This window comes from Thermoclostridium caenicola (assembly GCF_900142095.1).
In the GTDB taxonomy this organism is placed as follows: domain Bacteria; phylum Bacillota; class Clostridia; order DSM-8532; family DSM-8532; genus Thermoclostridium_A; species Thermoclostridium_A caenicola.
Genome location: NZ_FQZP01000022.1, coordinates 19,066 through 38,549, shown reverse-complemented (window position 1 = coordinate 38,549; position 19,484 = coordinate 19,066). Strand labels below are relative to the sequence as shown.

The 19,484-nt window shown below is 52.0% G+C and carries 20 protein-coding genes and 1 tRNA gene; 19 read left to right on the top strand and 2 right to left on the bottom strand.

The genetic code is table 11. From position 1 onward, the window contains the following. Positions 1-196 (top strand): hypothetical protein (locus F3H12_RS13340; protein WP_207706809.1); only part of this gene is annotated, 196 nt, incomplete at its 5' end. Here F3H12_RS13340 and F3H12_RS07410 read toward each other — a convergent pair. Then, the gene (locus tag F3H12_RS07410; protein WP_149678703.1) at positions 174-1,256 is read right to left on the bottom strand and encodes an HD-GYP domain-containing protein; all 1,083 of its coding nucleotides are present in this window, start codon (positions 1,254-1,256) and stop codon (positions 174-176) included. The two genes, F3H12_RS13340 and F3H12_RS07410, sit on opposite strands and share 23 nt — an antisense overlap. Before the next feature lie 78 nt (positions 1,257-1,334). After that, entirely contained in the window at positions 1,335-1,829 is a 495-nt protein-coding gene (locus F3H12_RS07405; protein ID WP_149678702.1) for a QueT transporter family protein, read from the bottom strand. Between the two features lie 325 nt (positions 1,830-2,154). Here F3H12_RS07405 and F3H12_RS07400 point away from each other — a divergent pair, with 325 nt between their 5' ends. The 18 genes from F3H12_RS07400 (at position 2,155) to F3H12_RS07315 (ending at position 19,431) form a co-directional block, all read left to right on the top strand. Continuing rightward, on the top strand, positions 2,155-2,712 hold the full coding sequence (locus F3H12_RS07400) for an HDIG domain-containing metalloprotein (RefSeq protein WP_149678701.1): 558 nt from the start codon (positions 2,155-2,157) through the stop codon (positions 2,710-2,712). A 153-nt stretch (positions 2,713-2,865) separates the two neighbouring features. Beyond that, the gene (gene rnr, locus F3H12_RS07395) at positions 2,866-5,142 is read left to right on the top strand and encodes a ribonuclease R (RefSeq protein ID WP_149678706.1); all 2,277 of its coding nucleotides are present in this window, start codon (positions 2,866-2,868) and stop codon (positions 5,140-5,142) included. A 98-nt stretch (positions 5,143-5,240) separates the two neighbouring features. Then, positions 5,241-5,316: transfer RNA gene (locus tag F3H12_RS07390), tRNA-Val, on the top strand. Positions 5,317-5,433: 117 nt separating this feature from the next. Continuing rightward, entirely contained in the window at positions 5,434-6,411 is a 978-nt protein-coding gene (gene guaA / locus F3H12_RS07385) for a glutamine-hydrolyzing GMP synthase (protein ID WP_149678700.1), read from the top strand. Between the two features lie 132 nt (positions 6,412-6,543). Further along, a complete protein-coding gene (locus tag F3H12_RS07380) occupies positions 6,544-6,996 on the top strand; it encodes a UBA domain-containing protein (RefSeq protein ID WP_149678699.1) in 453 nt (150 codons plus the stop codon). A 33-nt stretch (positions 6,997-7,029) separates the two neighbouring features. Continuing rightward, positions 7,030-7,569: a DUF4342 domain-containing protein gene (locus F3H12_RS07375; RefSeq protein ID WP_149678698.1), complete on the top strand. Its 540-nt coding sequence runs from the start codon at positions 7,030-7,032 to the stop codon at positions 7,567-7,569. A gap of 84 nt (positions 7,570-7,653) precedes the next feature. Next, positions 7,654-8,343, top strand: a complete 690-nt coding sequence (locus tag F3H12_RS07370) for a response regulator transcription factor (protein WP_149678697.1) — start codon at positions 7,654-7,656, stop codon at positions 8,341-8,343. Further along, complete coding sequence (locus tag F3H12_RS07365; protein WP_149678696.1) at positions 8,327-9,745, top strand: sensor histidine kinase; 1,419 nt, start codon at positions 8,327-8,329, stop codon at positions 9,743-9,745. The genes F3H12_RS07370 and F3H12_RS07365 overlap by 17 nt, the downstream gene beginning before the upstream one ends. A 170-nt stretch (positions 9,746-9,915) precedes the next feature. Then, a complete protein-coding gene (locus F3H12_RS07360; protein ID WP_149678695.1) occupies positions 9,916-10,806 on the top strand; it encodes a tetratricopeptide repeat protein in 891 nt (296 codons plus the stop codon). Between the two features lie 14 nt (positions 10,807-10,820). Further along, positions 10,821-12,107: a methionine gamma-lyase family protein gene (locus F3H12_RS07355; RefSeq protein ID WP_149678694.1), complete on the top strand. Its 1,287-nt coding sequence runs from the start codon at positions 10,821-10,823 to the stop codon at positions 12,105-12,107. Positions 12,108-12,130: 23 nt separating this feature from the next. Further along, positions 12,131-13,459 (top strand): biotin/lipoyl attachment domain-containing protein, encoded by a 1,329-nt coding sequence (locus tag F3H12_RS07350; protein WP_149678693.1) that lies wholly within the window; start codon positions 12,131-12,133, stop codon positions 13,457-13,459. Then, positions 13,456-14,169: a YggS family pyridoxal phosphate-dependent enzyme gene (locus tag F3H12_RS07345; RefSeq protein ID WP_149678692.1), complete on the top strand. Its 714-nt coding sequence runs from the start codon at positions 13,456-13,458 to the stop codon at positions 14,167-14,169. Before F3H12_RS07350 ends, F3H12_RS07345 begins: the two co-directional genes overlap by 4 nt. Positions 14,170-14,206: 37 nt before the next feature. After that, positions 14,207-14,656 carry a cell division protein SepF gene (locus tag F3H12_RS07340; protein ID WP_149678691.1) on the top strand — a complete coding sequence of 150 codons (450 nt, stop codon included), beginning with the start codon at positions 14,207-14,209 and terminating at the stop codon, positions 14,654-14,656. Between the two features lie 4 nt (positions 14,657-14,660). Continuing rightward, a complete protein-coding gene (locus F3H12_RS07335) occupies positions 14,661-14,927 on the top strand; it encodes a YggT family protein (protein WP_149678690.1) in 267 nt (88 codons plus the stop codon). Between the two features lie 84 nt (positions 14,928-15,011). Continuing rightward, entirely contained in the window at positions 15,012-15,485 is a 474-nt protein-coding gene (locus tag F3H12_RS07330; RefSeq protein ID WP_149678689.1) for a DivIVA domain-containing protein, read from the top strand. A gap of 217 nt (positions 15,486-15,702) precedes the next feature. Then, positions 15,703-17,589 (top strand): molecular chaperone HtpG, encoded by a 1,887-nt coding sequence (gene htpG / locus F3H12_RS07325; protein ID WP_149678688.1) that lies wholly within the window; start codon positions 15,703-15,705, stop codon positions 17,587-17,589. Between the two features lie 51 nt (positions 17,590-17,640). After that, positions 17,641-18,666 (top strand): tRNA preQ1(34) S-adenosylmethionine ribosyltransferase-isomerase QueA, encoded by a 1,026-nt coding sequence (gene queA, locus F3H12_RS07320; RefSeq protein WP_149678687.1) that lies wholly within the window; start codon positions 17,641-17,643, stop codon positions 18,664-18,666. Positions 18,667-18,759: 93 nt separating this feature from the next. After that, a complete protein-coding gene (locus F3H12_RS07315) occupies positions 18,760-19,431 on the top strand; it encodes an NfeD family protein (RefSeq protein ID WP_149678686.1) in 672 nt (223 codons plus the stop codon). The last annotated feature ends 53 nt before the right edge of the window (positions 19,432-19,484 follow it).

Here is a 19,484-nt window from a genome sequence, read left to right as displayed (position 1 = left end):
GCCCTTTATTTTATCGATTTTGGGCTATATTTTTGATATTTCAAAGAAAACAGGCATTCTCACCCACGTGAAAATGCCTGTTTTTCGACAATCTGAAAGCCCGGATCGCAGTCCGGGCTTTCTTTGCATGTTGGCAGATATTGCGGGTCGGCTGTTTGCCGGCCGGGATTGCGTTAGCCGATATCCCCGGGATTGATGCTGATTTCACGGATGATCTTGAGCGACAGCTCAAACTGCAGATCGATGATGTAGGAACGATCATAACGAATCCCGGTTTTCGGGTTATAAAAGGGATGGACAACCGGGCGTGTCATATAAACCGGATTATTCTTCACAACAATGGCGAACATGCCATTGCTTAACAGGACAATGGTTCCCTCAGGGTAGATGGGAACAATCTTGATGAAGGTTTCAACCAGGGATTTGTCAAAGATATGACCCGAGCCTCCGAACAGGTATTCCACCGCATCGGTGGTCTGGTAGACGTTCTTGTAGATCCCGTCGTTTATGGCCTGATCAAATGCGTCGCATATGCTGACGATCCTGGCCGAGTAATGGATATAATCCCCCGAAAGTCCCATGGGATAACCGTTGCCGTTGATCTGCTCATGATGCATGAGAATGGTGATTTTGGCCGTAGCGGATGCTTCCGCCATATCCTTGACCACATGGTACCCCAGCAGGGGATGCTTTTTGATCTCTTCCTGTTCGGCGGGGGTAGGATCCTTCTTGTTGAGCAGTTCTTTCGGAAGCAAGGCTTTGCCGATGTCGTGCATGATGGCCCCCATGGCGATGTTTTTGATCTTGGCCTGGGGCAACGAAAGCTTGGTGGCCAACGCGATGGCCATGACGCACACATTGATGGAGTGGGCATAGATGAACTCATCCTGGGTACGGATGTCATTGGCGTTCAGGACCTCGATGTTCCTGGACAGCATTTCCTCCATGATTTGATCCACCACGCGGCTGATGGCTGCGTAATCTATCTCACCCTTTGTGGCCAGGCGGTTCATTTCGTTCCGAATGGTCAGTTTGGCCTGGTTCCTGGTCTCATCTGTCAGGATGCCATGGATTTCTACGTTTTCGGATATTTCATCTTCAATGTAAACGCTTGTAATCCCTTTTTCCTGCAGTTTCTGAACGATGGATGGTGTCAGTTTGACGCCTGCGCCGAGCAATTTCTTGCCTTCTATGTCGTATAAAGTGCGCGCCAAAACATCGTCATCCCGGATCTTATCAAGACTTACCCGTCTCATTCCAAAGCTCCTTTATCCATGAAGCAAGTTTGTACTGGTAAATATATACCCAGTCAAAGGAGTCAAAAACAAACGGGATCATTCCTCGGAAATGCCCAGGGCCTCCCTGATCATCCTGTTCTTTTTTATAAAGGACAGCATGGGCAGGCCGAGACCATAACAGATGATGGCTTCCGAAATAGCGATGAACAGCATGGTCAGCGGCAGGGGGTAAGTCTTGTCGTATAACAGGTAAACATAGGTTCCCACGATAAGGCCGTTGAACACGACAGGGGGCAGGGGAAGAAGGATTCTGCGCTTTCTCAGGAGCCATGTGAATATACCGGCCAACAGCGTTGCAAGGCTGCCGAAGACGATGTCCACCATGCCGAAACCACCGATGAAATTGGCAAGGATACAGCCGATAAAGACACCTGGGATGGCAGAGGGAAGAACGGCCGGGAGAACGGTGAGCACTTCGGAAATCCTGAACTGGATGGGCCCATAGGCCAGAGGTTTGATAAGAAGGGTCATTGCAGCGTAGACTGCCGCGATCAGCGCAGCCTGGACAATGGTTCTGGTATTCAGTTTCATGATTCATCCTTTCTCAGCATGGAAAACCATGCCGCCGGTCCTTCATCTGAGCCGCCGGAAGCTCCGTAGTTTTGGTTGGCTCCATCAATGGACATGTCTGTCGCCTGATGAAGCCGGCCAGGATTTTGCGAACTGGCCGTGGCGACGCCACGGCTAAAATTGTATCCTACGCCGGGCATAAAATCAATGCATCAAATGAGGAGCATGCAGCATCATGTTGACCAGGAGTTTTTTTGCCTATGCACGGTTCTTCCTGTTTCGCTATTGCGCGGCATTTCCATTCTGATATAATTAACTTAAGCAGTAACCGTTTTGGAGGAAGATAGTGGAACGCGAAAAGGCGTTGGAAGCCTTACAGCTGAGAATTGAGAGTCAGGAGCGGATTCAGCACAGTTTGGCAGTTGAAGCGATTATGAGATCCCTGGCCAGGCACTTTCACGAGGACGTGGACATGTGGGGGATAACCGGCCTGGTACACGACATCGACTGGGAGCGAATCAACGGCAACATGGCTTTGCATGGGAAGATGGGTGGAGACATTCTGGAAAGCCTGGACTTCGATCCGACCATTGCCTATGCCGTCAGGGCCCATAACCCCGCCAACGGTCTTCCCAGAAGAAGAAAGCTTGACAAGGCACTTTATTGCGCGTCACCAATGGCTGAACTGATCATGGCCTGTGTGCAAGGCACGCCGGACAAATCGATAAACCCCTTGGATACCGGCAGGATCATGGCATGTTATGCCGATCCGGAATTTGAAAAGAACATCAGCAGGGAACGCATCGCGTCCTGCAGCGAACTGGGGCTGACAGTGGAGGACTTTGCCAAAATCGCCCTGGATGCTGTTAAGGATGTGTTTCTGATCTTCCCGGATGCAAAATAAACAGGGCTGATGCAATGAACCGGGCGAAGTCTGCCGGGTGCGGGTCTGAATAAAAAACGAAAAAGCTATTCATGATAATGATGGGCGGCTGTTAAGCCGCTCCTGCTTTAATCCGGGGCGGAAGCCTGAAAGGAAGATGATGCGTTGAATATAATGGAAGAAAGAAAAAACCGTATTTTAGCCTTCATGCGGGAAGAAGCCTATAAGCCGCTGATGCTGTCGGAGCTTGTCACCGTTCTGGATGTTCCAACCGAAGATATACCGCTCTTGCAAAGCCTCCTGGATGAGATGGAGAATGAAGGCCTGGTCATCAGGACCAAGAAGGGGCGGTATGGTGTACCGGAGCGAATGGGTCTCATTACAGGAACGTTCCAGGGCCATGTGAGGGGCTTCGGCTTTTTGATTCCCGATAACGGGGACGAAGATGTATTTATTCCTGCCAATGCGATCAACGGCGCCATGCATGGCGACAGGGTGATGGCGCGGCTCACGAAGCTTTCCGCTGCCGCAAGAAAGCAGGAAGGGGAAATCATCAGGGTTATCAGCCGCGCCCACAAGACGGTGGTCGGAAAATTTGACTTGAGCGACCATTTCGGCTTCGTGACGCCCGACCATGTCCGCCTGTTCAGGGATATTTTCATTCCCAAGGATTGCATCAACGGCGCCAAAAAAGGACAGAAAGTGGTCGTGGAAATCACCAAGTGGCCGGAAGCCAACCGGAACGCAGAAGGAAAGATCATTGAAATATTGGGGGACAGCGGGGATCCCGGCGTGGATATCCTGTCCATCATCCGGGCCTACAATATTCCTTACGAGTTCCCGGACGAGGTGCTGCAGGAAGCCAGAAAGGCACCGCAAAAAGTTCGTGAGGAAGATATACAGGACAGGCGGGACTTAAGGGATCTTCGCATGGTCACCATCGACGGCGAGGATGCCAGGGATCTGGACGATGCTGTTTCCATTGAACTGTTGGAAAACAACAACTTCCGCCTGGGCGTTCATATCGCCGATGTGACCCATTATGTAAAGGAAGGCTCCGCGCTGGATCAGGAGGCGCTCAGGCGAGGAACCAGCGTTTACTTCCCGGATCGGGTTGTCCCCATGCTCCCCCGGGAACTGTCCAACGGTATCTGCAGCCTCAATGCCGGTGAAGATCGGCTGGCCTTCAGCGTCATGATGGAGGTCGACCGCAACGGCAAGGTGCTGAACCATGACATTTTCAAAAGCGTCATCCATGTCCGGGAGAGGATGACCTATACCAATGTCTACAAGATCCTCGAAGAGGATGATCCGGCGCTTAAGGAACGGTATAAGGATCACCTTGAGGACTTCCGCCTGATGAAGGAACTGGCCCTGATCCTGAAGGAGAAAAGGATGAAGCGGGGTGCAGTGGATTTCGATTTCGGCGAGGCCAAAATCATCGTTGATGAAAAGGGCAAGCCGGTCGAGGTGAAGAAATACGAGCTCAATATCGCCCACAACATCATTGAGGAGTTCATGCTCCTGTGCAACGAGGTGGTATCGGAGCATTTCTACTGGCTGGGCATACCCTTTGTTTACCGGATCCATGAGGACCCCGATCCGGAGAAGATGGAAAACCTGAACCGGATCCTGGGCTCCTTCGGCTATCATCTGAAAGGTTACCGGGATGTGCATCCAAAAGCGCTCCAGGAAATCCTGCGCCAGATCAAGGGTACACCCGAGGAGAAAGTCATCAGCACCCTGATGCTCAGGTCCCTTCAGAAGGCCAGGTACAGCGATGTCCACAACTGGCATTTCGGCCTGGCTGCAGAGTATTACTCCCATTTCACTTCTCCTATCAGGCGCTATCCGGATCTGATCATCCACCGGATCATGAAGGAACAACTGAGCGGCAGGCTGGATGAAAAGCGGATAGAGCATTACAGGAGCATCCTGCCCGATATCACCAAAAGCAATTCCGAGCGGGAACGCGCAGCCGAGGATGCGGAACGGGATTGCGAGGATATGCTGAAGGCCGAGTATATGAAAGACAGGCTGGGAGAAGAATTCGAAGGGATCATTTCAAATGTTACCGCCTTCGGCTTCTTTGTGGAGCTGGACAATACCATTGAAGGCCTGGTCAGGCTGAGCAGCCTGGATGATGATTACTATACATTTGATGCCGATTCCCTGACCCTGATCGGGGAGCGGACCAGGAAGCGGTTCAGGATAGGGGACCGGGTGAGGGTCCAGCTGGTCAAGGCGACGCCGGAAACAAGGCAGATAGACTTTGTGCTCCTGGATTCGGAAAACGATACGGACGATGAAACGGGCAGCGTGAAAGATGCGGCCGGTGAACAGCCGAAGCCGAAGAAAAAGGTGAAAAAGGCTGTGGATCCCCGCGTTCTCATCCACATCGGAGCCAAAAAACCGGCCGCCAAAAGCAAAAAGCAGAAAAAAAGAAAATGAGGAAAAAGGGCTGCCGGAAAAGCATAAATGGCACATGATGGATTCTGAAAGAAGGTACTTGCATTTTTCAAAAAACCGCGCTATAATATACTGCGCACGGGCAATTAACTCAGCTGGTAGAGTGTCACCTTGACATGGTGAAAGTCGGGGATTCGAGTTCCTCATTGCCCACCAGAAAAGGCTGTCTCGCAAGGGACAGCCTTTTTGCTTGCCATCATCCACTTTATTTCACAGCATTCCCTTTATTTTTTCCAAAGACTGTGTTAGAATCCTAACATAAAAAAACTGGCAATGGGAAATGTCGTAAATGAGAGGTGGCCATGCATGAAGGTTTTTATCGATAAATCGGTTGAAGCCATTAAGACCGAGGTTGGAAGCAAGCGGGTTCTGTGCGCCCTTTCCGGAGGCGTGGATTCCTCCGTCGTGGCGGCCCTGGTACACAAGGCCGTGGGAGACCAGCTCATCTGCATCTTTGTGGATCACGGACTGCTCAGGAAGAATGAAGCCGACCAGGTGGAGCAGGTCTTCAGAAACCAGTTCAAGATGAACCTGATCCGGGTGGATGCCCAGGAGCGCTTCCTCAACAGGCTGAAAGGGGTTACCGATCCGGAGCGGAAGCGCAAGATTATCGGGGAAGAATTCATCCGGGTTTTCGAGGAAGAAGCCAAAAAGATCGGCCATGTGGAGTTTTTGGCCCAGGGCACCATCTATCCTGATATCGCTGAAAGCGGCACAGGCGGCAAAGGCGTGATCAAGAGCCATCACAACGTGGGCGGGCTGCCGGACGTTGTGGATTTTGAAGGGCTCATCGAGCCGCTTAAAACCCTGTACAAGGACCAGGTCAGACAGGTAGGCCTGGAGCTGGGGCTTCCTGAAGAACTTGTATGGCGTCAGCCATTCCCGGGACCGGGTCTTGCGGTCAGGTGCATTGGTGAAGTGACCAGGGAAAAGCTGGATATCCTCCGCGAGGCGGACTATATCTTCAGGGATGAGATTGCCAGAGCCGGTCTGGACAGAAACATCAACCAGTATTTTGCCATCCTCACCGACATGAAGAGCGTCGGCGTAAGGAATGATGAGCGGACCTACGATTACACGGTGGCTTTGCGCGCCGTGATCACCAGGGATTTTGTGACGGCAGACTGGGCAAGGATTCCCTATGATGTTCTGGCCAGGGTCTCAGAGCGCATCGTCAAAGAGGTGGCGCATGTGAACCGGGTGGTATATGATATCACCGGCAAGCCCCCGGCCACCATTGAGTGGGAATAATATTCGGCTGCATTAACGCATAGTACACCGATTCTAATAGAATTCTAATTCATCATAAAGCTGCACCTAATGCTTCCGGATTACAATAATCCATGTAATTGAGGCACTAAAGGTTTTTGGAGGTGCGGCTTTATGATAACCATTGAGATGATCGATGAGTTCAGAAGGCGGACCAACGCCAGCTACGACGAGGCCAGGTTTTATCTTGAAAAGTATCATGGCGACATGCTGGAGGCCATCATTGCCTATGAACGGGCCGGAAACCGTCGGCCGGGCCATGAAATCATGCATCATCGCGGATATCAGCGGACAAGCCGGAGCGATTTTGGCCAGACAGTCGGGAGATTCCTGCAAAAGCTCCTTGACATCCGGATTGTCGTTACCGATAAAACTGACAGAACCTATAACATTCCCATCCTCTTCCCGCTGCTTCTGGTGCCGTTCTGGCACGTGCTCGTCCTGATAGCCATCGGGATGATGATCCTGGGATACAGGTTCTCCGTCCGGGAGATACAGGATGGGAATTACAACCTGGAAGACATCATCAGCCGCATCAGGGAGAAAGCTCAGGCGCGGGGCAAATGATATGGACGCAACCCGGGGCAGGGGGTGAGACCGATGATTTCGATGGAACTGATCGATGAATTCAGAAAACGGACGCACAGCAGCTATGAGGAAGCCAAGTTCTATCTTGAGCGCAACAACGGGGATCTGCTGGATGCCATCATCGATTTTGAAAGGAGCAAGACAGGAAGAGCCCAGCACCGCGGCGGGTACCATGCTCCCCATATCCCCCACGACAGATCCCAACAGGACTTTGGGCATAAGCTGACGACCCTGCTGCAGAAAGGGTTTGATACCAGGATCTTTGTCGAGGACAGCAAATCGGTATTATTCAATGTACCAGTCATTCTGCTCCTGTTCCTGCTGCCCTTTTGGGTTATCATCGTGGTTCTGTTCGTGTTTTTCATGATGCTTGGCTATAAAATTTCGGTTCGCGATGTCAAAAGCAGGAACATCGATGTTGATGCCATTTTCAGCAATATTTCCGAGAAGATGAAAGAGACCGGCCAGCCCGCTGAACGCCCGGTCCCATCCGAACCCCAAACCGGTGACAAGGACAAGAAGGATGGTTACAAGGAGTATACCATCGAATAGATAAAACCGGACTGTCCGATTCTTGCAAAACAGGCACAGGAGCGCATGGATTTCCTGTGCTGAAGCTTTATTCTGGAGGAGCCTATGCCGGAAAAGATTCTTGTGGTTGAGGATGAAAGCAAGATAGCCAGGTTTCTGGAACTGGAGCTCAAGCATGAGGGCTATGAGGTGGAGATAGCCTCTGATGGAAGGACCGGCCTGGAACGCATACAGAACGGGGATTTCAACCTGGTGGTGCTGGATCTGATGCTGCCGCTGATGAGCGGTATAGAGGTCTGCAGGCGGGTCAGGAAATTCTCGGATATTCCCATCATCATGCTGACCGCCAAGGATGATATCTCCGACAAGGTCATGGGGCTGGACAGCGGAGCGGATGACTACGTCACCAAGCCCTTTGCCATCGAGGAGCTTCTGGCGAGGATCCGCGTGGCTTTGAAGCGCAAAGCGGCCATGAAGAAGGAGAATGCCGATGAAACCATTGCCTGCGGCAAGCTCGTCCTTTCCAAGCTGCAGCACAAGGTGACCTATGACGGGGAGGAAATTCCCTTAAGCAAGAAGGAATACGATCTCCTGCTCTATTTTATGGAGAACAGGGGAATCGTGCTGGACAGGGAGAAGCTCATCGAGAATGTCTGGGGTTATGACTTCATCGGCGATACCAATGTGACCGATGTCTATGTGAGGTATTTAAGGAGCAAGATCGATCAGAAATACGGGGTCAGTTTTATCAGAACCATCCGTGGAGTGGGGTATATCTTTGAGTACCAGGAATAACCATGACGCCGGATTGGCGCCCGGAATGGCACAAACCGGCGAAAAGCCAAGGAACTCCCTGGCTTCAAAAATCTCGTCTTCCTACAACAGGATGTTCATCCTGTGCATGTCGGCAGGCTTGTTCCTGATGATCATAGCCTTTGCGTTCATGAATTGTGCGGAGCTGGTACGGGGAGCAAAGCCCTGGCTTGACAGGATCAGAAAGTCCGGAAATATCGCAGAGATGGTCTCTGCGGTAAACGATGCCCGGGAACAACACTTTATCCTTCTTGACGAAGAGGATAACATACTGGCCTCAAGTTTTTACCGCAACGATACCGTCAGTCATTTTCCTGTGGCTTTTCACAGGCAGGACGGCATCACATGGATGTCCCTGTCCGAGCGGGTGGATCTCCCCGGGGGACAGCGGGTTCGTGTCCTGGTCTTTTTCAATGCGTCAACGTTTCTGACAAAACTGGCCGTTACAGCCATCCTGGCCGTGCTGATCTTTTCGGTGTCCCTGGTGGCCGTCTGGTTCAGGGGACGTATGGTTACCCGGAAGACCTTCGGTGTCATCGACCAATTGATCAGTACCGCCAACAGCATTTCCTCCCAGAACCTGAATGTACGCCTCAATGTGAGCGATACCTCCGACGAGCTCCATGAGATGGCCTTAACCTTCAACCGGATGATGGATCGCCTTGAAAAAGCCTATGAAAAGCAGAATCAGTTCGTGTCGGACGCGTCCCACGAGCTGAGAACGCCCATTTCAGTCATCCAGGGATATGCCAGGATGCTTGAACGATGGGGCAAGGACGATAAGGATATCCTCCAGGAAGGCATATCCGCCATCAACAAGGAAGCTGTCAACATGCAGGAACTGGTGGAGAAACTGCTCTTCATCGCCAGAAACGATCGGGACACGCTGCTTTTGGTGCGGGAACGGTTCAGCCTCAGCGACATGATGGAGGAACTGGTGAAGGAAACCCGGATGCTGAACACGGGCCATGCAATCAAAAGCGAAATATCACCCGATATCGCCATGTATGGCGATCATGCCAGGATCAAACAGGCCCTGCGCATCTTTACCGATAATGCCCTGAAATATACCCCTGTCGACGGCGCCGTGACATTCGGACTATATGCGGAAAACGGGTATGCGGTGGCGGTGGTTGAGGATACGGGAATCGGGATACCCGAAAAGGATCTGCCGCGCATCTTCGATCGTTTCTACCGGGTGGATACCGCCAGGGACCGACATTCAGGCGGTCATGGGCTCGGACTTTCCATAGCCCGGATCATCATCCTGCGTCACGGCGGGCGCATCAAGATAGCCAGCCGCGAAGGCGAGGGGACGCGTTTTTCCGTTTACCTGCCCCTGGGGGACGAACCCGAAGAACGTCGGTCTTCGGAAGAGGGCTGATGAAACGGCGGGGCCGGGTTCTTCTTTTCCCGGTTTCATTGAAAAAGCTGCGTGAAAATGGTATCATGATAGAGCCTGCTTATGGAGCAGGCTTTGTTTGATGCCTCATTCAGATGGTTCCCGTGATGAACCTTCATCTTTTCCTGGCATGAAGCAACGGAGGTTTTCGTATGCAGACAGTGTCCGCTTTGGTACGGATTATTCTACCGCTCGTAGTCTTTTATCTGGCCTTTACCTGCCTGGGAACGGCAGGCGGTTTGGTGGTTGTCGTCCTGTATTTTGCCCTCATGAACCTTTCCGCAATCTTCAACCATCTGGCCAGCCGGGCCTACACAAGCGGTGACTATGATAAAGCTCTAAGGCTTCTGGAAAAGGCTCTGAAGCTGAGCCCGAAGAACAGCACGATGCGTGGCGCCTATGCGTGGCTGCTGCTTAAGCTGGGCAACACCGGGGAGGCTGAGATCCAGATTGACCAGGCCCTCGCCAACGCAGCCAGGGAAGAGCAGAAGAGTACCCTCAATGTAACGAAGTCCATGGTGCTCTGGAAAAAGGGGGAGCTTGACCAGGCCATATCCCTGCTGGAAAAGGTTCTGGAGAGCTATAAAAATTCCAATGTCTATGCCACCCTGGGCTTTTTGTACCTGGAAAAGGGGGATTTGGACAAGGCCCTGAGCTTCAACCTGGAAGCCTATGATTTCAACAGCACCAACGCCATCATCCTGGACAACCTGGGATGCACCCGGCTGCTCCGGGGAGAATACGAAGAGGCCAGGGAAATCTATATGCAGCTGATGAAGCTCAAGCCGCAATTCCCTGAAGCCTTCTACAACTATGCCCGCGTCCTGGCCCATTTCGGGGAACTGGATAAAGCCATCTACATGTGCCGCACAGCCCTGTCCCTGAAGTTCTGGAATACCAGCACCATCACAAGGGAGCAGGTGGAAAACACCCTGATGGAGCTGGAGGATGCCCAGGAAAAAAGACTGGCTGAAACAGCCGGGAATGATGGGCATGAAGCGATGCAAGAGGAGAAAAGTGACGATATAAATAGTAAGGAATGACTGCAGGGGTAACTATGGATCATCGGATAAATATCTATGCGGAATTCGGCATCAAGGATTCCATTCTGGCACTGGCAAAGGAAGCCGAAGAAGCGGTAAAGGAAGCTTTCGGACGAATCGAAGAAGTGCGGGAAACCAACCAGCTCAAAGTGATTCGTGCTTTGCAGCTTGAAAGGCTGAGCGATACACATTTTGCCGGAACAACCGGGTATGGCTACAACGACAAGGGGCGGGAGACCCTGGAAGCTGTATATGCGCGCGCTTTCGGGGCCGAGGATGCCCTTGTCAGGCACAGCATCACCTGTGGTTCCCATGCGCTGGCCCTGTGCCTGTACGGCCTTTTAAGGCCGGGGGATGAACTGCTCTCGGTGACGGGCAAACCCTACGACACGCTGGATGAGGTCATCGGCATCAGGGGAAAGTCGGGCTCAGGGTCGCTGAAGGATTTTGGGATATCCTACAGGCAGGTGGACCTGAAGGACGGCGAGATTGATTTCGAGCGCATTACCGAAGCCATAAACGAACGCACCAGGCTGGTCTTTCTGCAGCGGTCGCGGGGATATGCCTTCAGGCCGCCTGTGACCATCGAACAGATAGCGAAGGTGGTTGAAACGGTCAAGGCCGTCAGGAAGGATATCCTGATCATGGTCGACAACTGCTATGGGGAGTTCGTCGAGCCTCTGGAACCCACCGATGTGGGGGTTGACGTGATGGCCGGTTCCCTCATCAAGAATCCTGGGGGCGGGCTTGTCCCCTCCGGCGGGTACATTGTCGGAACCCATGAAGCCGTTGAGAAAATATCCTACCGCATGACGCTTCCCGGCATCGGCAGGGAAGTGGGAGCCACCCTCGGGCAGAACAGGCTGATGTTCCAGGGCTTCTTCATGGCCCCGCACATCGTGGCTGAAAGCCTGAAGGGAGCTGTTTTCACGGCCGAGATCATGAGACGCCTCGGGTTTGAAACCTGGCCTGGTCCCTTCGATCAGCGCTGCGACCTGATCCAGGCCATACGCTTTAACCGGGAGGATGCGGTGATCGCGTTCTGCCAGGGCATCCAGAAAGGGTCCCCGGTGGATGCGTTTGTTACGCCCGAGCCCTGGGACATGCCGGGGTACGACGCGCCGGTCATCATGGCAGCAGGGGCTTTCATCCAGGGTTCTTCCATCGAACTGAGCGCGGATGCGCCCATCAAGCCGCCTTATACGGCCTACATGCAGGGCGGCCTGGTTTATGAGCATGTTAAGCTGGGCGTTATGAGCGCTATACAGGAGCTTTCTTCACGGGGGATCATCAGCCTGTGACTGTTTGGTCTCCGGAGGTTGATATGCCAATGACAAAAAACCAGGAGCTTAACAGACAAAGGAAAAAGAAGAAGATGCGCAGAAGGCTGTTCAGCCTGATGGTTCTGGTTTTGACGGGGATCTATCTGCCTGCCCTGTGGAATTGGCTGTTTTCGTCCAATACGGAGATTGCAGTTATCAAGACAGCCACCCTGGAAGTCAAAACGCCCATGACGGGTGTCTTCCTCCGAAAGGAACGGGTTCTTGATGCTCCGGGGACGGGAATTCTCATCCCTTCCGTTTCCTACGGCGAGAAGGTTGCCGCCAACCAGGAGATCGCTTCTTTCATTACCAGGGAGATGCGCGCTCTGGTCGAGAATTACAGGCAGAAGGAAGTGGCGATTCTCAAGCGCGTGATCAGCGAGTATGAAAATACCACTGGAAGGGACAGGAAGATCTGGGAGGAAGCCATCGAAAAACAGGTCAGCAAGCTTGCCGATTTTTCGAACTCGGGGGATTTCAGCGAACTGGGAACGGTAAGAAGTTCCCTGGACCGGGTCCTGGAAGCGAGAGCACGCACGGTTCTTGAGAATCTTGGCGCCAACTCGAAGTTTGCCCCGGAAAAAGAGGAACTGGAAAGGCTGAAAAGCAGCCAGATCAAATCGGTCCAAAGCATCAGGTCACCTGCTTCCGGGGTGGTGGCCTATTACTGTGACGGCTACGAGGACTGGAAGCCCGAGGACAGGCACAGCATGACCGTACAGATCATCGATGAGGTTCTGGCCGGTGAAACGGTATCGGAAAGGTGGATAACGCCTTCCGAAATAGAAGTGACGGCGGAGACCAGCTACGGCAAGCTGATCATCAATGATGAAGCCTGGCTTGTGTTCTGTATCTCCAATGACATGGCAAAGGAACTGCGGGTTCAGTTTGAAAAGGAGCAGATGAACGGGAAAACGCTGGAACTCCAGGTGGAACTGGATGACATGAACCAGCGCATTCCGATTGAAATAGAAGGTTTCGGCGAGAGCGACGGTAAGCGCACGGTGGTGATAGCCCGCATGAACCGGTTTATCGAACAGACCATGGATATGCGGGGAGTTGCCGGAAACCTGATTTTGCAGAGCGTATCAGGGATGAAGGTGCCCATTGAAAGCCTGACCAATATCAACCAGGTGGACCAGACAGCCGATATCATCATCGTGGAGATGTACAAGGCACGTTACAAACGCGTGCGCATCGTGGCCAGGCAGGATTACTATGCCATCATCGAGAACCTGGAAGGCGTCAGCCAGGAAGAGCTTGTCAATATCTTCGACCTTTACATTGTCGATCCGAGAAACATTGAAGAGGGACAGGTGATCGAACAGTGAGTCGGGTAAGCAGCGCGCAACTGAAGGAGAACCTTGAGTCCATTAAGGAAAGGATACGGCAGGCAGCCCTGAGGGCAGGCCGCAATTCTGAGGAGATTACGCTTCTGGGCGTAACCAAAACCGTTGAGCCGGATATCATCTGTCAGGCCTATGATCTGGGGCTTCGGGATTTCGGCGAAAACAGGGTTCAGGAGTTTCTCCGAAAGGCCGATATTATAGACAGAGCATGCCGATGGCATATCATCGGAAGGCTCCAGACCAACAAAGTCAAATACCTGGATCACCGGGTGAGCCTGATCCATTCCCTGGACAGGATGGAACTGGCCGAGACCCTTCACGCCAGGGGTGAAAAGATCGGACGGATCTGGGACGTTTTGGTACAGGTCAATGTATCGGGTGAAGAAACCAAGACGGGCGTATCCCCGGAGAATTTGAAGGATTTTGTTAGGAATGTGGCAAAGCTGGGTAATATCCATATCAAAGGATTAATGACGATTGCTCCCTATGCTGAGAATTCCGAAGAAGTCCGCTGGGTATTTCGGGAATTGCGCAATTTGGCAGTTGACATCCAAAGGGAAAGCATGGACAATATAAATATGGAATTTCTTTCTATGGGCATGAGCAACGATTTTGAAGTTGCCATTGAAGAAGGAGCCAACATTGTCCGGGTGGGCAGTGCCATTTTCGGAGAGAGGGTGTACCTGCCTTAACCGGTTTACTTACTTAAGAGAACTGGAGGAAGATACCATGGCTAAAGCGCTTGAAAAGTTTCTGAACTTTGTGGGCTGGGAGTCCAATCCAGACGAGGAAGAGGAGTTCTACGAGGACGAAATCGTGGAGAGTGTTCCTCAGAAACCTGGTTACTCCTCCCGCAAAAACCAGCAGGGAAAAATTCTCAGCATGAATAACAACAACAATCTGAAGGTTGTTATCATGTCTCCCCAGAACATCCTGGAAGTCAGGGATCTCTGCGATCATCTCCGATCCAACAAACCCGTCATCATGAATGTGGAAAACGTGGATACGCCCACTGCTCAAAGAATGGTGGACTTTTTGAGCGGCGCTGTTTACTGCCTTGACGGCGATATCCAGAAGATATCCAACGGCATCTTCCTGGCGACGCCGGCCAGCATCGAGATCACCGGCGATCTGAAAGACGAGATGCACAATAAGGGTGTTTTCTCCTGGGTAAAATAAGCAGATGATACTTCTGCAGGCTTGCGCTTTTGCGCTCCGTTCCGTTGTTTATACGATGGAAGCCGTCATCCTGTTGAGAGTGGTGTGCGAGTTTTTCGTCATCAAGAGGGATTCCGCGTTCATGAAGTTTATCATTCAGGTCTCGGAACCTCTTTTGATTCCTGTGAGAAAACTTTTGGCACAAAAGCCCGGCAAAACCAGGATGAGGCTGGACTTATCGCCGGTTGTGGCCATGTTCATCCTGTATTTTATCAGCCGTCTGCTCAGGTGAACGCGCCGGCATGGTGTCCCGGATAGTTTGTCATGTAGAAAGAACGCGCATTTTTCTTGTGTTATGATTCGGGGGGTGACCAGGTTGAATTTTACGCCGAACGATCTTCAGAACATCCTGTTCAAACGCGCCTTGTTTGGCTTTAACCAGCTTCAGGTGGAAGATGTGCTGGAGAAGGTTGTTGAGGACATGAGCGCCTACATCAAGGAGAACAACAAGCTGAAGGATAAGCTCCAGGATGTCCAGGAAAAGCTGGACTACTACAGAGGAATTGAGCAGTCCCTCCAGAACAGCCTGATCATCGCCCAGAAAACCAGCGACGAGATCATACAGAATGCCAAGAAGAATGCGGAGAATATCGTCAAGGAAGCCGAGCTTTCCGCCCGGAAGATTATTGAGGATGCCAACCAGGAAGTACTGACCATACGCTATGAGTACGAAAGGCTGCAGCGTGAAGTGGAAGCCTACAGGATTAAGGTTGAGAGCATCATCCGAGCACAGTTGAAATCGCTGCGGAGCCTGAGCGCACAGGACGAAGCCAAGGAAGAGGCTGTGTGAGACTTGAGTCATGGTAAGATCCCAGAGGATATTTCAGGGCTGAAATATCCTTTTTTAATTGATATGGACTACGGGTTCATGCAATTCTTGACATACTCTGACCATCATATTATCATATTCCATGGAGTCGGACGCTTGCTGCTTTTTGCCATGCATATCGGCCGACCCTTTTATATTCCTGCTGACAATACTCCACTCAATGAGAGGTGATTCCAAGGTGATACAGGAAAAAGGCAGCCTTTCCATCCATACCGAGAACATTTTTCCCATCATCAAGAAATGGCTTTATTCTGAAAAGGATATTTTCATCAGGGAACTGATATCCAACTCGGCTGATGCCATCAGCAAGCTGAAAAAGCTGGCGGCGATGGGAGAAGCCAGGCTTGAGGATGACTTCAGGCCCAGGATTGAGGTCATTGTCGACAAGGAAAAGCAGACCCTCAGCATCAACGACAACGGGATCGGCATGACCGATGAAGAGGTCAGAAAATACATCAACCAGATTGCTTTTTCCGGAGCAAAGGACTTTATCGAGAAATACCACGGCAAGACCGACGATCAGCAGATCATCGGCCATTTCGGCCTGGGCTTCTATTCGTCCTTCATGGTTTCCGAGAGGGTGTCCATAGATACCCTGTCCTACCGGGAGGGCGCCGAGGCTGTTCACTGGGAGAGCAGCGGGGATACCGAATATGCCATGGAACCGTCGGACCGCAGGGAAAGGGGAACACTGGTCACCCTCAAGCTGGACAAGGATTCCCAGGAATTCCTGGATACCTGGAAGCTCAGGGAGATCGTCAAAAAGTATTTTGAATTCCTTCCATATGAGATCTTCCTGAAAGAGATCCCGGAAAAGGATCAGGGGAAGGAGAAAACCGAAACCCCGATCAACGATACCAATCCCCTTTGGCTGAAGAACCCGAAGGACTGTACCGACGAGGAGTACAGGAAATTCTACCACCAGGTCTTTACCGATTTTAACGATCCGCTGTTCTGGATCCATATCAACATGGACTATCCCTTCAACATGAAGGGCATCATCTATTTCCCCAGGCTGCGCCATGAGTTTGACACGGTGCAGGGGAAGATCAAGCTGTATTATAACCAGGTGTTTGTAGCCGACAATATCAAGGAAGTCATTCCCGAATTCCTGCTCATGCTGAAGGGGTGCCTGGATTGCCCGGATCTGCCGCTGAACGTCTCCAGGAGCTTTTTGCAGAACGAGGGATATGTCCAGAAGATCTCGGCCCACATCACCAAGAAAGTTGCGGACAAGCTTCAGTTGCTCTTTAAAAAGGATCGGGAAGGATATAATAAGTATTGGGACGATATCCATCCCTTCGTCAAGTTCGGGTGCATGCGGGAGGACAAGTTCTACGACAGGGTCAGTGACATCATCGTTTACAAGACCATCCATGACAAGTATGTTACCCTGGATGAATACCTGGAACCGCAGAAGGGCAAGGAGGAGAAAAGGGTTTATTATGTCAGCGATACCAGGCAGCAGGCCCAGTACATCAAGATGTTTAAGGACAACAACCTGGACGCGGTCATCCTGAATTCCCTGATCGATCCGCACTTCATCGGCTTCATGGAATCCCGCCTGGATAAGGTGAAATTCGTCTGCATCGATGCCGATATTGCCGGGGCCATCAGGGATGAAGGCAGGGAACCGGAGGAGAAAGAGAAGAAGGATCTCCTCGAAAAGGCTGAAAAACTGTTCAGGGAGGCTGCATCCAGGGATAACCTGAAGGTCAGCGTGGAGAGCCTGAAGAACGAAACCATGCCTGCCATTATCCTGCTGGATGAGCAGTCCAGGCGTTTCAGGGAGATGAGCAAGACCTTCGGCAACACCATCAACCCGGATCTCTTCCCCGTTGAGGAGACCCTGGTCCTGAACCTGAGCAACCCGCTCATACGGGATATCATCAGGCTGTACGAGGATCAGGACAAGAAGTCCGATGCGCTGTTTGCCGCAGGCTATGTATACGATCTGGCCGTCCTCAACCACAAGCAGCTTGATCCGGAGAGGATGGCGAAGTTCATTGAAAAGAGCAATGAGCTGCTTCGCCGGATGACAAAAACCGAAGCGCAAAGCGCATGACCGGTATCCGGCTCCCCGATGCGGGGGATATGCGCAGAAAAGAGGCATTTTATGAACCTGAAAGATTTTTGGTATCCGCTTCCTAAGGAACTGATCGCACAACATCCGTTGGAAAGGCGTGACCAGTCACGCCTTCTTGTATTGGATCGCGAAAAGCAGACCATGACCCATCGTGTTTTCAGGGATATCCAGGAATACCTCCGGAAAGGCGATTGCCTGGTCATCAACAACACCCGGGTGATCCCTGCACGGCTCCTGGGGGAGAAAGAGGGTACCGGCGGCAAGATCGAGTTTGTCCTCCTGAAAAGGCTTGAAAACGATGTATGGGAGGTCATCCTCAAGCCGGGCCGCCGGGCCAAACCGGGAAGCCGTTTTGCTTTCGGGGACGGCAGGCTCATGGCGGAAATCCTCAGGATAGCCGATGAGGGGAACCGCATTGTCCGATTCTATTATGACGGGGTTTTTGAAGAGGTCCTTGACCAGGTGGGTATCATGCCGCTTCCGCCCTATATTATCGAGAACCTGGAGGACAGGGAGCGCTATCAGACCGTTTACTCCAAGGTGGACGGCTCTGCGGCGGCACCCACAGCCGGGCTCCACTTTACCGAGGAACTGCTGGAGCTTTTAAAGGCCAGAGGGGTTGAAGTGGCCGAGGTGACGCTCCATGTCGGGCTGGGAACCTTCCGCCCCGTCAAGGTGGAAAACATTCTGGAGCATCACATGCACAAGGAGTTCTACAGCGTGTCGGAGAAGGCCGCCGAGATGATCAACCGCGCCCGGGAAAGCCACAACCGCGTGATTGCCGTTGGTACCACCAGTGTCCGGGTACTGGAGACGGTTGCAGATGACCGGGGAATGGTGAGTCCGGGGCAGGGCGAGACCGATATCTTCATCTATCCGGGGTATAAGTTCAAGGCGGTTGACGCGCTGATCACCAATTTCCATCTTCCCGAATCCACGCTGATGATGCTGGTGTGCGCTTTTGCGGGAAGGGATTTCATCATGCGGGCCTACCAGGAAGCCATTGAACAGAAATACCGCTTTTTCAGCTTCGGTGATGCCATGTTTGTCTATTAGTTTCTAATCCAATTCTAATGGGCGTTATATTGTTTTATCATCCGAGGCCTGTATAATAATGGTTATCAACCGAACATACGGAGGCGGTATTTCATGAAAGGCAAAAAATACTTGACGGGCATTCTGCTGATATTCGTCGGGATCGTCATGATCCTGGGGAATGTAGGCATTCTCGATATGTCCTGGATGTTCAGACTTTCATGGCCGATGATCATCCTGCTCATTTCAGGGTTTTTCTTCATGGGCTATTTGTCCAGGCGGCCTTATGGCACAGGACTTCTTGTGCCTGCAGGTATCCTGTTCACTGTGGGGGCCACAACGCTTTTCGGGGAACTCTTCGGTTACAGGCTGGTGTGGCCGGGGTTCATCCTGGCGCCGGCTTTCGGGTTGTTTCTGCTGTATTGGTTCGGTTCCCGATCCGCAGGTCTGCTGGTTCCCATCGGCATATTGGCGACCATCTCCAGTATCTGTTTTATCTCGGAACTGTTCAATATATGGAGCATCACCTGGCCCGGGTTTATTCTGGCTCCTGCGGTAGGGCTGTTCCTGCTCTACCTGGCTGGGAACCAGAACAACAGCGCCCTGCTGGTACCCATATTCATCCTCACGGCATTATCGGTGCTCCTTTTTGTCCTGTTCTCCTTCGGAAGGATCGCCGATATGTTCAAATACCTGTTTGGGGGCGTTCTCATTCTGGGAGGCATCCTCATGATTCTCGGCAAGCCCAGGGATTCATACAACCATGACGACCATTCAAACTTTTGATTTGAAAGACCGAAACACTTTAGCTCTGGAGCAGGGACAACCCTGCTTTGTTT

What these genes read in the sequence shown, in the direction of transcription:
- F3H12_RS07410 (WP_149678703.1), bottom strand. Translation starts at nt 1,256, where the DNA reads ATGAGACGGGTAAGTCTTGATAAGATCCGGGATGACGATGTTTTGGCG.
- F3H12_RS07405 (WP_149678702.1), bottom strand. Translation starts at nt 1,829, where the DNA reads ATGAAACTGAATACCAGAACCATTGTCCAGGCTGCGCTGATCGCGGCA.
- rnr (WP_149678706.1), top strand. Translation starts at nt 2,866, where the DNA reads ATGGAAGAAAGAAAAAACCGTATTTTAGCCTTCATGCGGGAAGAAGCC.
- guaA (WP_149678700.1), top strand. Translation starts at nt 5,434, where the DNA reads ATGGGAAATGTCGTAAATGAGAGGTGGCCATGCATGAAGGTTTTTATC.
- F3H12_RS07380 (WP_149678699.1), top strand. Translation starts at nt 6,544, where the DNA reads ATGATAACCATTGAGATGATCGATGAGTTCAGAAGGCGGACCAACGCC.
- F3H12_RS07375 (WP_149678698.1), top strand. Translation starts at nt 7,030, where the DNA reads ATGATTTCGATGGAACTGATCGATGAATTCAGAAAACGGACGCACAGC.
- F3H12_RS07370 (WP_149678697.1), top strand. Translation starts at nt 7,654, where the DNA reads ATGCCGGAAAAGATTCTTGTGGTTGAGGATGAAAGCAAGATAGCCAGG.
- F3H12_RS07360 (WP_149678695.1), top strand. Translation starts at nt 9,916, where the DNA reads ATGCAGACAGTGTCCGCTTTGGTACGGATTATTCTACCGCTCGTAGTC.
- F3H12_RS07355 (WP_149678694.1), top strand. Translation starts at nt 10,821, where the DNA reads ATGGATCATCGGATAAATATCTATGCGGAATTCGGCATCAAGGATTCC.
- F3H12_RS07350 (WP_149678693.1), top strand. Translation starts at nt 12,131, where the DNA reads ATGCCAATGACAAAAAACCAGGAGCTTAACAGACAAAGGAAAAAGAAG.
- F3H12_RS07340 (WP_149678691.1), top strand. Translation starts at nt 14,207, where the DNA reads ATGGCTAAAGCGCTTGAAAAGTTTCTGAACTTTGTGGGCTGGGAGTCC.
- F3H12_RS07335 (WP_149678690.1), top strand. Translation starts at nt 14,661, where the DNA reads ATGATACTTCTGCAGGCTTGCGCTTTTGCGCTCCGTTCCGTTGTTTAT.
- queA (WP_149678687.1), top strand. Translation starts at nt 17,641, where the DNA reads ATGAACCTGAAAGATTTTTGGTATCCGCTTCCTAAGGAACTGATCGCA.
- F3H12_RS07315 (WP_149678686.1), top strand. Translation starts at nt 18,760, where the DNA reads ATGAAAGGCAAAAAATACTTGACGGGCATTCTGCTGATATTCGTCGGG.